At 75.4% G+C, this 12,953-nt stretch carries 8 protein-coding genes and 1 pseudogene; 4 read left to right on the top strand and 5 right to left on the bottom strand.

Features of this window, described 5'->3' with window-relative positions; all coding sequences use genetic code 11:
• From nrfD to fdh, 3 genes and pseudogenes are all read right to left on the bottom strand, one after another.
• Nucleotides 1-1,197: NrfD/PsrC family molybdoenzyme membrane anchor subunit (gene nrfD / locus GTR02_RS14125; RefSeq protein ID WP_338073811.1), on the bottom strand; the 1,197-nt coding region annotated here is incomplete at its 3' end.
• Nucleotides 1,194-2,372, bottom strand: coding sequence for a 4Fe-4S dicluster domain-containing protein (locus tag GTR02_RS14120; protein WP_166608133.1), 1,179 nt, complete (start codon nucleotides 2,370-2,372; stop codon nucleotides 1,194-1,196). The genes nrfD and GTR02_RS14120, both read right to left, overlap by 4 nt.
• 206 nt (nucleotides 2,373-2,578) lie before the next feature.
• A pseudogene (fdh, locus tag GTR02_RS14115) lies at nucleotides 2,579-5,827 on the bottom strand (formate dehydrogenase); the annotation flags it as partial.
• A gap of 154 nt (nucleotides 5,828-5,981) precedes the next feature.
• On the opposite strand from fdh, the gene GTR02_RS14105 reads away from it, so the two are divergent.
• Entirely contained in the window at nucleotides 5,982-7,094 is a 1,113-nt protein-coding gene (locus tag GTR02_RS14105) for a permease (protein WP_205709267.1), read from the top strand.
• Between the two features lie 47 nt (nucleotides 7,095-7,141).
• On the opposite strand, the gene GTR02_RS14100 is transcribed toward GTR02_RS14105, so the two are convergent.
• Entirely contained in the window at nucleotides 7,142-7,543 is a 402-nt protein-coding gene (locus GTR02_RS14100) for an OsmC family protein (RefSeq protein WP_166608129.1), read from the bottom strand.
• Nucleotides 7,544-7,704: 161 nt separating this feature from the next.
• Between GTR02_RS14100 and GTR02_RS14095 the strand changes: the two genes are divergently transcribed.
• On the top strand, nucleotides 7,705-8,163 hold the full coding sequence (locus tag GTR02_RS14095) for a DUF4383 domain-containing protein (RefSeq protein ID WP_166608128.1): 459 nt from the start codon (nucleotides 7,705-7,707) through the stop codon (nucleotides 8,161-8,163).
• Nucleotides 8,164-8,165: 2 nt separating this feature from the next.
• On the opposite strand, the gene GTR02_RS14090 is transcribed toward GTR02_RS14095, so the two are convergent.
• Nucleotides 8,166-10,229 carry a SpoIIE family protein phosphatase gene (locus GTR02_RS14090; RefSeq protein ID WP_166608127.1) on the bottom strand — a complete coding sequence of 688 codons (2,064 nt, stop codon included), beginning with the start codon at nucleotides 10,227-10,229 and terminating at the stop codon, nucleotides 8,166-8,168.
• A 241-nt stretch (nucleotides 10,230-10,470) separates the two neighbouring features.
• Between GTR02_RS14090 and GTR02_RS14085 the strand changes: the two genes are divergently transcribed.
• Together GTR02_RS14085 and GTR02_RS14080 are read left to right on the top strand one after the other, a co-directional pair.
• Nucleotides 10,471-12,144, top strand: coding sequence for a carbamoyltransferase family protein (locus tag GTR02_RS14085; protein WP_166608126.1), 1,674 nt, complete (start codon nucleotides 10,471-10,473; stop codon nucleotides 12,142-12,144).
• Nucleotides 12,141-12,953: glycosyltransferase (locus GTR02_RS14080; RefSeq protein ID WP_166608125.1), on the top strand; the 813-nt coding region annotated here is incomplete at its 3' end. The genes GTR02_RS14085 and GTR02_RS14080, both read left to right, overlap by 4 nt.

The raw sequence follows: 12,953 nt of genomic DNA, 5'->3' as shown, positions 1-12,953 counted from the left end.
CTCCGCGGCGGCGCGGGCGTCGGCCCGCTCGCGCTGCGGCACGACGACGTACTTCGGGTCCTCGACCGAGGTGATCCCGGCCTCGAAGACCGCCATCCGGGTCAGGAAGGAGCCCGTGAGCAGGCAGGCCCCCGCCGCCGCCGACACCACGCGCGACCGGCGGCCGAGGGCGGCGCCGACGGCCCCCGCGACGGTGAGGGCGCGCGCGGCGCGCAGGAACCGGCCGGGCCGGCCGATCCGGAACGGTTCGCTGACGAGGCCGTGGTCGTGCTCCATGCGGTGCGCGGCGAGCAGTTCCACGCACGCGCCCACGACGGCCGCACGCCGCGCCGGGACGGCCTGGGCCACGGGCGCGAGCAGGAGCCCGGCGCCCGCGCCGCTGGCCAGGGCGCTGCCCGCGAAGACGAAGGGCAGTTCGCGGTACGGCTCGTGCCACGACGGCACGGCCGTGTCGGCGAACAGCACGGCCGTGTAGGTCGCGAGCAGCGGCGCGAACAGCGCCGCGCCGGCCCCGGCGACGGACGCGGCGGGCGGCGCCACCCGCCGCAGCAGCCCCCACACCCCGCGCCGCGGCAGGAGCACGGCGCCCTCCGCGACCGCGGCCGCGCCGCACAGCGGGCCGAACCCCGTGAGGATCCAGGTGCCCACCGACATGGGCGACGTCACCTTGGCGACGCGGAGCATGTTGTAGAACCGCTCGGGCTTGCCGAGGTCGACGATGAGGAAGTACGCGCTCGCGCCCACCGCGGTGAGGGACGTCAGCCGCAGGTTGCGCCGGGCCGTCGCGTCACCGCGGGCGTCGGCGACCAGCGCGAGCATCGAGGACCCTGCGGCCAGTCCACCCGAGAACAGGTAGTACGCGATGTCGTGGGTCCACACCGGGCGCTTGAGGACGGGCCGGCCGTAGTAGGAGCGGAACTCGGCGTCCGGCACGACCGCGTTGACGTCCCCGCGGCGGCGCTTGCCCCCGCCGCCGCGCTCGCGGGGCCGGCCGCCGTCGGGTGGGCCGTCGCCGCCGGCGCGGTGGGTGGCGTCGCGGCGGCCCATCCCGGACTCCCACATCCGCGCGGCCTGACCGCCGACCGGGTCGTGGTGGGACTGCCCGCCCTGCCGCGAGGGGTGCGGCTCCTGGTTCTGGCGGCGTCGCGGGTCCGCGTCGGGGTGCGGGTTGCGCGCGAAGGCCTGGGCGTCGCTCACGACCGGCGTCCCAGCCCCGAGACGAGCGCCCCGAGCACCATGGCGCCCGCGGCCACGGCCATGTGCCGGTACATCGACGGCAGGTCGCGCGTCGGCACGACCGGGTCCGGCGGCAGGCCGTAGACCTCCGGATCGTCGAGCAGGAGGAAGAACGCCCCGTCCCCGCCCACGCCGTCGTCGGGGTCCTCGCCGTAGAGGCGGGCCTCGGTGACGCCGACGTCGTGCAGCTGCCGGCGGCGCGCCTCGGCGCGCTCGCGCAGCTCGTCGAGGTCGCCGTACTGGATCGACTCGGTCGGGCACGCCTTGGCGCACGCCGGGGTCTCGTCGGCACCGAGCCGGTCGTAGCAGAGCGTGCACTTCCAGGCGCGGCCGTCGCCCTCGCGCTTGTCGATGACGCCGTACGGGCACGCCGAGACGCAGTAGCCGCAGCCGTTGCAGACGTCCTGCTGGACGACGACGGTGCCGAACTCGGTGCGGAACAGGGCACCCGTGGGGCACACGTCCAGGCACCCGGCGTGCGTGCAGTGCTTGCAGACGTTGGACATCATCAGCCAGCGGACGTCCTGCCGGCCCTCCCGGTCGGGCAGCGGGGCCGGCGCGAGCATCCCCGGCATCCCGAGGAACTGCCCGCTCCGCTCCGGCGCGGTGGCCGTCCCCGCCGGGGCGGGCGGGGCGGAGCCGCAGCCGCCGCCTCCGGCGCCGCACCCGCACCCGTCGCCCTGGGCGCCCGGCGCACCCGTGGCCGCCGCGGCGAGGTCGGCGACCGGCCTGCCCTCGGGCAGCCCCGTGCCGAGGCGCGAGGCCTCCTCGAACACGTCCAGGCCGGCGGCCACCGTCTCCTGCTGCAGCGCCTCGGAGGTGCCACCCGTCGCGGCGCCCGCGAAGGGACCCGTCACGTTGCCCACCGGGCGGGACTGCTCGACGAACGCGACCGCGCGCCAGGAGTCGGCGCCCAGGCCGCCGGTGTTGTCGTAGGACATGCCGAGGAGGTCGATGCCGTCCTCCGGCACCATGTTCCACTCCTTGCACGCCACCTCGCAGGCCTTGCAGCCGATGCAGACCGACGTGTCGGTGAAGAACCCCTTGCGGGGCGGGGGCGCGTCGTACCCGGCGTTGCCCGCCGGGTCGTCCAGGCGGCCGGAGAAGCTGTTGGGGGACACCGTGCGCGGGACCATCAGCTCCCCTCCAGGCTCGTGTCGGGATCGTCGTCGATGACCACCGCGGGGACCCCGTGCTGCTGCGGGTCCCCCGGCCGGGAGCGGATGTCGTGCCTCACGCTGAGCACCTTCTCCATGTCCTCCGCGCGGTGGCCGGTCCCGGTCCCGGTCGCCCCGGCCATCGCCTGCTCCCCGCGGTCCTTGCCGTCGGGGTGCAGCAGCTCGGCCGTGACCGCGACGGACCCCGAGGACATCGTCACGCCACCGCGGACGCGGTAGGCGTCGATGAGGTCGAGCACCGCCGCCCCGCGCGGGCGCCGCCCCGGCTGGACGTCGCACGTCCCCGCCTTGAACTCCTGGATGTGGACGTTCGGGTCGAGCGTCAGGTGGGCGAGGTCGTTGACCACGTCACCCGTCGTCAGACCGCCTGCACCCCAGTGGTAGGGCATCCAGATCTGGTGCACCTCGCGGTCCTGAACGCGCAGCGGCGCCAGCCGGTCGGTGACCAGCACGCGCGCCTCGACGACCGCGCGGGCCGTCACGGCGTGGGCCCACCCCAGGTGCTCCAGCCCGCGCAGGGCCGCCAGCTCGGGCGAGACCTCCATGAACAGGGCCGGCTGCAGCTCCGCGAGGTACGGCAGGTACCGGCTCATGCCGCCCGCCGTGTGGTGCTCCGTGAGCCGCGACGTGACCCACACGAACGGGAACACCTCGCTGCCCCGCTCGGGCGGCGACGGGTGCACCTGGTTGAGGTGGTTCGTGTACAGCTCCCGGGCCGGGTTCTGCTGCTGCGTGTAGACGGTGTTGCGGAACGGGGACTCGGCCGGTTCGTAGTGCGCGGGCAGCGGGCCGTCCACGACGCCCTTGGGCGCGTAGAGCCAGCCCTTGCCGTCGCTCTGCATGATGAACGGGTCGTCGCCGGCGATGGCCGCCACGCCCGTCGCGCCCTCGGGCGGCCGGTACGACGGCGGTTTCGTCACCTCGAAGTCGGGGACGTCGTCGCCCACCCAGCGACCGGCGTCCTCGTCCCACCACACGAGCGCCTTGCGCTCGCTCCACGGCCGGCCCTCGGGGTCGGCCGAGGCGCGGTTGTACAGGACGCGCCGGTTCATGGGCCAGGCCCAGCCCCACTCCGGGGCGTGCAGCGACTGCTCGCGGCCCGGCTTGCGGCGCGCGGCCTGGTTGACGTCGTCGGCGTAGACGCCCGAGTAGATCCAGCACCCGCTCGACGTCGAGCCGTCGGCCTTCAGGGCCGTGAACCCCGGGACCAGCTCGCCCGAGGTCAGGTCGTAGCCGTTGATCTCCCTGAGCACGTCCGCGGAGCTGGGCTCCTGCTCCTCGCCGTGCACGGGGTAGTCCCAGGTGACGTCGAGCAGCAGGCGGTCGCGCGGGTCGGTGGAACCGCTGAGCTTCTCCCGCATCCGGCGGCCCAGGTGGTAGAAGAACCAGAGCTCGCTGCGGCAGTCGCCCGGCGGGTTGACGGCCTTCTCCCGCCACTGCAGCAGCCGCTGCGTCTGGGTGAAGGTCCCCTCCTTCTCCACGTGGGAGGCCGCGGGCAGGAAGAACACCTCGGTGCGGCACTGCTCGGGGACGATCTCGCCGGTCTCGACCTCGGGCGCGTCCTTCCAGAACGTCGCGCTCTCGATCATCACGAGGTCGCGCACGACGAGCCAGTCGAGGTTGGCCATGCCGAGGCGCTGCGCGCGGCCGTTCGCCGAGCCCACCGCGGGGTTCTGGCCCAGCAGGAAGTACCCGAAGATCTTCCCGCCCTCGATCATGTCCATGACCTGGCCGTAGGTGCCGTGGTCGCCGTCGATCTTCGGCAGCGCGTCGAAGAGGTAGTCGTTCTCCGCCGTCGCCGCGTCGCCGAAGTAGGCCTTCAGCAGGCTGACCGTGTAGGCGTCGGCGTTGCCCCAGAACCCCTTCTGGTTCGCGCCCTTGATGGCGTCGACGTACGCGGCGAGGCTCGGGTGCCGCGTGGCGTGCGGCATCTGCAGGTACCCGGGCAGCAGGTTGTAGAGCGTCGGGATGTCGGTGGACCCCTGGATGCTGGCGTGCCCGCGCAGGGCCATGACCCCGCCACCCGGCCGGCCCATGTTGCCGAGCAGCAGCTGCAGGATCGCGCCGGCCCGGATGTACTGCACGCCCGTGCCGCGCTGGGTCCAGCCGACGCTGTAGACCAGCACGCCCGTCTTCTCGCGGCCCGAGTTGGTGATCCAGGCCTCGGCGACCTCCTCGAAGAGGTCGGTGGGGATGCCGCAGACCTCCTGCACCATCTCCGGCGTGTACCGCGAGAAGTGGCGCTTCATCACCTGCCACACGGTGCGCGGGTCCTGCAGGGTCTCGTCGCGCCGGATGGACTCGTGGTCCACCGAGGCACCACCCGCGCCCATCGCGTGCCCGGACTCGCTCTCGGTGGACTCGGCCGTCTCCTCCTGCTCGTCGCCGTCCTCCTCGGCGCCCGCGTACTGCCAGGACGCCGTGTCGTAGGAGCGCGTGTCGGAGTCGAAGCCGGAGAACAGCCCGTCGAGGTCCTCGGGGCCCTCGAAGTCCTCGCTGACGAGCCACGAGGCGTTCGTGTACGCCAGGACGTACTCGCGGAAGTCCCGCTCCTGGGTCAGGACCCGGTTGATGATCGCCCCGAGCAGCACGATGTCCGTGCCCGAGCGGATGGGGACGTAGGAGTCCGCGAGCGCGCTCGTGCGTGTGAACCGCGGATCGATGTGGATCACCTTCGCCCCGCGCGCCTTCGCCTCCATGACCCACTGGAACCCGACCGGGTGGCACTCGGCCATGTTCGAGCCCTGGATGACGATGACGTCGGCGTTGCTCAGGTCCTGCAGGTCACCGGTGGCTCCACCGCGACCGAACGAGGCACCCAGACCGGGCACCGTGGCGGAGTGTCATATGCGGGCCTGGTTCTCCACCTGGATCGCGCCCATGGCGGTGAACAGCTTCTTGATGAGGTAGTTCTCCTCGTTGTCCAGCGTGGCCCCACCCAGGCTGGCGATCCCCATCGTCCGGTTGAGCCGGTTGCCCCGGTCGTCGGCGTCCTGCCAGCCGCGGCGACGGGCCTCGATCGTCCGGTCGACGATCATCTCCATCGCCGTCTCGAGGTCGAGGTCCTCCCACTCGGTCCCGTAGGGCCGGCGGTACTTCACGGTCCTGACGCGCTGGTCACCGTTGACGAGCTGCTCGCTCGCGGACCCCTTGGGGCACAGGCGGCCGCGCGAGTGCGGGCTGTCCGGGTCGCCCTCGATCTGCGTGACCCGGCCGTCCTTGACGAACACGCGCTGGCCGCAGCCGACGGCGCAGTACGGGCACACCGACTTCGCGACGCTGTCCGCCTCGGCCGTGCGCGGGGTCAGCGACCTCGACCGCGCCGACTGGGCCGCGGCGCCGCGTCCCAGGGGGTCGTTCCCCGTGAGCTGGCGGTAGACCGGCCAGCCCTCGATGAAGGTCCGCACACCCACGCGCACTCCCCCGCTCCGCCAGGACGCGCACCCGTCGCGTCGAGCACCACGCCGTCCTGCGGGGAGGCTACTGCGCCGCACCGCCGCTAGCCTCCCGGGGACCGCGGCGCGTCGAGCTGACCGGCGCCCGCGCCCACCCCGGAGGACGCGTCCCGTGCCCGCTGCCCCGCTCGACGGCACCCCCGTCCCGCACGTCGGCGCCGCGCCGGCGGGCCCGACCCGCACGGCCGCCGTGCTGTCGACGGCGGCGTTCCTCGTCCTGGCCGCCGGGCTGCTGACCTGGGCCAAGTGGGAGCCCTACGCCGCCCGGGTCGCCGAGCTCGCGGGGACCCGCACGTGGTCCGGCGGCGTCATCGCGGCCGCGGCGGGGGTCGAGCCCGGCTCCGCGCCCAGCCTCGCCGCGGGCGGGCGCTTCACGCTCGCCTACGGCGGCGCCGTCTGGAAGGCCCTCGTCGCGGGCGTGGTGCTGGCGGCCGCGGTGCAGACGCTCGTCCCCCGGCGGTGGCTGCTCGGGGTCATGCGGCGCCGGGGCGAGGTGCGCAGCGCGGTCGTCGGGGGCCTGCTCGCCACGCCGTCGATGATGTGCACGTGCTGCACGGCGCCCGTCGCCTCGGCGCTGCGCCGCGGCGGGGTGCCGACGGCCGGGGTCGTCGCCTACTGGCTGGGCAACCCGCTGCTGAACCCCGCGGTCCTCGTCTTCCTGGCCCTCGTGGCCCCCTGGCCGTGGGTGGCGACGCGGCTGGTCGTCGGCGTGCTCGTGGTCGTCGGCGGCAGCGTGCTCGTCGCCCGGCTGACCCGCGACCGCCTCGCGGAGCCCGCGGTCGACGCCGTCGCGGCCGCCACCGGGACGCCGCCGGCCGGGCCGGAGGGCCCGGGCCGCTTCCTCCCGGCGCTGCTGCGCACGGCCGTGGTGGTCGGCCTCGAGTACGCCCTGGTCGTCTTCTGCGTCGGTGCCTTCAGCGGCTGGCTCTTCCCGCTCGGGGCGTCGGCGCAGTCCTGGGGCGCCGCGGCGCTCCTGGCCGCGCTCGTCCTCGGGACGCTGGCCGTCGTCCCCACCGCCGGTGAGGTCCCGGTGGCGCAGGGACTGGCCGCGGTGGGCGCGGGCGGCGCGGTGGTCGGTGCCCTGCTGGTGGTGCTGCCGGCCGTCAGCCTGCCCTCGGCCGTGCTCGTCGCGCGAGCCCTCACCGCGCGGGTGGTGCTCGCGACGGCCGCCGTCGTGGTGGCGGGCGGGGTGCTGGCCGCGGGGCTGCTGAGCGCCCTGACGTGACGCCCGGCGCCGGCGCGCCCGGGCGGTCCCGCCGCCCGGGCCGGGCGTCAGGCGGCGACGGAGACGTCGAGGACGGCGGGGTCGACGGTCTTGGTGAACGGGCAGATCGCGAGGGCCTGCTGCAGCACGGCGTCCGCGTCGTCGGTGCCGGGCAGCGAGACGGCGAGCGCGTACCGCGCGGAGTAGCCGGCGCCCTCGTCCTCCACCAGGGTCACGCGGGACTCGACGCTCACGTCGTCCACGCTGCCCCCCGTGCTGCTGGTGGCGATGCGCAGCGACTCGAGCAGGCAGCTGCCCAGGGCCGCGGCCATGAGCTGCTCGGGGTTGGTGCCCTCCCCCGTGCCCTTGAGCGCGGTGGGTTCGTGCACGGAGACGGACAGGGCGCCGTCGTCGGAGCGGGCGGTGCCCGAGCTGCTCGTGACGACGGCGGTGTAGAGGTCGGTAGCCATGCCCCGACGCTAAGCCGCGGGGCGCCGGCCCGCGCGCGCTGGCGACGGGCGCGCCCGCACGACCGGTGGCGGGCGCCGGGTTTGCGCGCGGCCCGCGGGGGCAGAGGGGACGTGGTGGGCCGCGTGGCCCACCGGTGGACGAGCGAGGAGACGACGCAGCGGTGAGCCTCAGCATGTCGGGCGCAGAAGTCGGCGACGTCCCCCACCGGACGGCGGGGCAGTACCTCTCGCTGATCGCCGGCGTCCTGTTCCTGCTCCTCGCGGTGGGCGGGTTCGTGGTCTCGGGGTTCTCCGACCCGACCGGTTCGAACCACCAGCAGCAGGTGGTGGGGTTCGCCGTGAACCCGCTGTCCAACGCGGTGCACCTCGTCCTGGGCCTGCTGGGCGTCGCGGCGTACACCGGTCGCCGTCGCGCGCGGGCCTACGGCCTGCTCCTGTTCGTGGCGTGCGCCGCTCTCTACGCGTACGGCTCGGTCGTGGCGGACGACCCCGTCGGCAACCCGCTCAACCTCAACTGGCCCGTGAACGTGCTGCACGCCGTGGCCGCCGTGCTCGGGGTGCTCATCGCCCTGGTGCCGGTGAAGCTCGGGCGGCCGCCGAGCACCGCCGAGCTGCGCTGACCTCAGCCCGCGTCGCGCCGGTCCTGCCGGTCCGCGCGCAGGACGAGCAGGGCGACGTCGTCGTCCTGCGGGCCGTCCGCGACGAGCCCGAGGACCCGGTCGCACACCTGCTCCGCGGTCAGGTCCTCCGCCCCCTCCAGGAGGCGGCGCAACCGCTCCAGCCCCTCCTGCAACGGCTCCCCCCGGCGCTCCACGAGCCCGTCGGTGTAGAGCACGAGGCCCGCTCCGGGCGGGAGGTCCACGAGGTGGTCCGCGCGCGGCAGGGTCGGCTCGACCCCCAGCAGGAGGTCCGGGCTCGTCTCCAGCAGCCGGGCGCTGCCGTCGGCGCCGAGGAGCACGGGCGGTGGGTGCCCGGCACTGGTCCACCGGGCCGTGTGCGTCCCGGCGGCCGCCGCCGCCTCATCCTGCTCGATCTGCACGACGACGGCCGTGGCCACGATGTCCACGCCGAGCCCGCGCATCGCCCGGTCCAGCCCCGACATCACCGCGGCCGGCGGCTCCTGCAGCGTGAAGGAGACGCCCCGCAGCAGGTTGCGCACCTGCGCCATGGCCGCGGCGGCCTCGCGGTCGTGCCCGGCGACGTCGCCGACGAGCACGGTGAGGGCCCCGCCCGGGACGAGGAAGGAGTCGTACCAGTCGCCACCGATGCGGGCGTGGTCGGCGGCCGGCAGGTACCGGACGCCGATCTCGAGGTGGTCCGGCTGCGGCGGGGGCTCGAGCAGGTTGCGCTGCAGCGACTCCGCCATGCCGCGCTCGAAGGCCGAGGCCCGGCGCTCGGCGGCGCGCACCTCCAGCCGTGCGAGGGCCTGGGCCACGCCTCCCGCGATGAGGCGCAGGTAGTCGAGGTAGCGCTCGTCGGGCGGCACGTGCTCGCTGAGCAGCACCGCGAGCGCCGCCCCGCCGGAGCGCGCCGCGGTGCCGGCGGTGAGCGGGAGCCACGCCACCGTGCCGTGCGGGGTGCGCTCCAGGACGAGGTCGCGGCCGGTCGTGGGTGCCGCGGGGCGGCCGGGCAGCCGCGGTTCCCCGTCGTCGGGGGCGGCCAGGCCGTCGAGGCGCAGCCCGACCGCCGGCAGGTCCTCCTGCTGCGTGCGCAGCAGCGGCAGGGCGCGCGAGACGACGTCGCCGACGTCCTCCACGGCGGCGAGGACGTCGCCGAGCCGGCTCAGCAGGTCCAGCCGGCGGCGGTCCACGACGGTCGTCGTGGTCTCCATCGCGATGTCCAGCACGCCCTCGACGGGTCCCTGCCCCGTGCGCACCGGGGAGTAGCAGAAGGTGAAGAAGCACTCCTCGGGATAGCCGTGGCGGTCCATCAGCAGCCGCTCGTCCTGCGCGTACGCGGGACCCGCGCCGTCCAGGACGTCCTGCAGCAGCGGGCCGATGCGGTCCCAGATCTCCGGGAACACCTCGCGCGCCGGCGTGCCGAGGGCGGCCGGGTGCTTGTCCGCGATGAGCGGGACGAAGGCCTCGTTGTAGACGAGCGACAGGTCCGGACCCCAGAACAGGCAGACCGGGAACCGGGTCTGCAGGGCCAGGTCCACGGCTGAGCGCAGCCCGTCGGTCCACGCGCCGACCGCGCCCAGGGCGGTCTCCTCCCAGGGCACGACGGGGAAGCCCGCGGGCAGCGCGGGCACGGGGGTGCCTTCCTGGGCGGAGGTGGCCGCACGCGCCGACGGTGGGGCCAGCTCGAACCACACGGTCTTGCCGACGCCGGGCGACGGGAGCGGCTCGTAGCCCCAGCGGGTGGCGAGCGCGTCGACGAGCGCGACCCCCCGCCCCCCGGTCGCCTCGGCCCCCACGTGCCGCAGCACGGGCGGGTCGGGGTTGCCGTCCTGGACCACGACCCGGACCACGCCGCCGGCGGTGTCCACCCGCACCTCGACGGCCCGCTCGCGGCCGTCCCCGGCGGCCCGCGCGCCGTGCAGCACCGCGTTGGCCACGAGCTCGCTCGTGAGCAGCTCGACGACGCCGCGCTCGGCGGGGCTCAGCCGGTCGCGGCACTCGGCCGCGACCCAGTGCCGGGCGTCGGGGACCGCCGAGAGCCGGGCGGGGAGGACGACGTGGGGCACGCGGAACCCTCCGGGTGGCATCGGTGGTCGCAGTCGGGGTCCCGTCGATGATCGGGCACGCGCGCCACGGCGGCGAGAGGAGGGTCGCCCGGACGCGCCGGGCGGGCCCTCGGCGGGCGATCGAGGTCCGAGTCTGGCAACGTACGCGGACGTCGGGGCAAGATCTTCGACCGACTGCAACATCTGCGCTCCAGACCCGGGCGCCCCCTCGTCCGCACCCCCTTGCCGGAGGTCCGTCGCCATGCGCGTCCTTGGTGTCAACGCCGTGTTCCACGACCCGGCGGCCGCGCTCGTGGTCGACGGCCGGATCGTCGCGGCGGCCGAGGAGGAGCGCTTCAGCCGGCGCAAGCACGGCAAGCGGCCCGTTCCCTACTCGACGTGGGAGCTGCCCGAGCTGGCCATCCGCTCGTGCCTGCAGCAGGCGGGGCTGAGCATCGGCGACGTCGACCTCGTCGGGTACTCCTACGACCCGGCGCTCGTGCTGCCGTCCTCGGAGCTCGACCTGGGGGACCCGGACGACGCGATCCGCACCGACTACGCGCGCCGCGCGCCCGAGGCGCTGGCCACGGCCTTCCCCGGCCTGGACCGCGCGAAGGTCCGGTTCGTCCCGCACCACGTGGCGCACGCGGCCTCCGCCGCGCTCGCCTCGCCCGAGGCCGCCCGCGCGGGCGGCAGCAGCGTGCTGACCGTCGACGGCCGCGGCGAGCAGGTCTCGCACCTCGCGGGCCGCTACACGGGCGGGTCGCTCGAGGTCCTCGCGAGCCAGCGCCTGCCGCACTCGCTCGGCCTGGTCTACGAGGACCTCACGAGCCACCTCGGGTTCCTGCACTCCTCCGACGAGTACAAGGTCATGGCGCTCGCCTCCTACGGCAAGCCGCGCTTCGCCGACGAGATCGCGGAGTTCGTCCACGCGACGGGTGACGGGGGTTTCGTCGCCCGCGCCCCCGACTGGAGCCGGTGGGCGCCGCGGCTCGTCGACGGCGAGCAGTGGGACCCCCGCCGCGACACCGACCACGCCGACCTGGCGGCCTCGGTGCAGGAGGCCCTCGAGCGCACGCTCGTCGACCTCGCGACGTGGTTGCACGCGCAGACCGGCGACCGCGTCCTGACGATGGCGGGCGGTACGGCCCTGAACTGCGTCGCGAACTCCCGCATCTGGCGCGAGACGCCGTTCGAGGAGATCTTCGTGCAGCCCGCCGCGGGGGACTCCGGCACGGCTCTCGGTGCGGCGCTTCAGGTCTCGGCCGACGAGGGCGAGCTCGTCGCCCCGATGACCTCGGCCGCGCTCGGCCGCTCGTGGAGCGACGACGAGCTCGCGGGCTGGCTGCAGCGGGCCCGCGTGCCCTACACGACGCCCACCGACCTGGCGGGCGAGGTGGCCGACGTGCTGGCCGCCGACGGCGTCGTCGCGTGGTTCCAGGGCCGCTCCGAGTTCGGGCCCCGCGCGCTGGGCCACCGCTCCCTCATGGCGCACCCGGGGCGCGTGGAGAACCTCGAGCGCCTCAACGACGTCAAGGGCCGCGAGCAGTTCCGGCCCGTCGCGCCCATGGTGCTCGCCGAGCGGGCGCAGGAGATCTTCGCCGACGGCCCCTTCCCCAGCCCCTACATGCTGTTCGTCCACGACGTGCGACCCGAGTGGCGCCCGCGCATCCCCGCCGTGACCCACGTCGACGGAACCGCGCGCATCCAGACGATCGACGACGAGCGCACCCCGCAGGTGGCCGCGCTGCTGCGCGCCTTCGAGGAGCGCACGGGCCTGCCGGTCGTCGTGAACACCAGCCTGAACACGGCCGGGCGCCCCATGGTCGACGACCCCCGCGACGCGCTGGAGCTGTTCGGCTCCGCGCCCGTCGACGTCCTGGTCCTCGGCCCGCACCTCGTGCGGCGGGCCGGGCTGGTCCAGGGCGGAGCGTGAGCACGGCCACCGGGGCCGTCGCCGAGCTCGCGCCGGGGCGTCCCGGCGACGCCGGCACGGGCGGCGCGGGCACCACCTTCTCGGTGGTCGTCCCGACCGTGGGCCGCCCGAGCCTCGCCGTCCTGCTCGACGGCCTCGTCGCGCAGTCGGGACCACCGCCGGACCTCGTGGTCGTGGTCGACGACCGCCCGCGGCGCGACCCCGGCGACGACCCCTGCGCGAGCGCGGTCGAGCGCGCCCGCGCCCGGGGCCTGCGCGTCCGGCTGGTGCGCTCGGGCGGGCGCGGGCCGGCGGCCGCGCGCAACGCGGGCTGGCGCCGCACCACCTCGGAGTGGGTCGCCTTCGTCGACGACGACGTCGAGGTCCCGCCCGTGTGGTCGCGCGACCTGGTGCGCGACCTCGAGCAGTGCCTGCCCGACGTCGGGGGCTGCCAGGGGCGCATCACCGTCCCGCTGCCCGCCGACCGGCGCCCCACCGACTGGGAGCGCGGGACCGCCGGCCTGGAGACGGCCGCCTGGATCACCGCGGACATGGCCTACCGCCGCGAGGCGCTGCTCGCCGTGGCCGGGTTCGACGAGCGCTTCCCCCGCGCGTTCCGCGAGGACGCGGACCTCGCGCTGCGCGTCGGCGCGGCGGGCTGGGAGCTCGTGCGCGGCGAGCACCAGGCCGTGCACCCCGTCCGCCCCGCCGCGGACCTCGCGAGCCTGCGCCAGCAGGCCGGCAACGCCGACGACGTCCTGGCCGCCGCGCTGCACGGCCGGGACTGGCGCCGCCGCGCCGCCGCGCCGCTCGGCCGGCTGCCCTGGCAC

Origin of the sequence: Kineococcus siccus (genome assembly GCF_009906795.1) — a bacterium.
GTDB lineage: Bacteria > Actinomycetota > Actinomycetes > Actinomycetales > Kineococcaceae > Kineococcus > Kineococcus siccus.
This window is presented reverse-complemented; position numbering and strand designations above follow the sequence as displayed.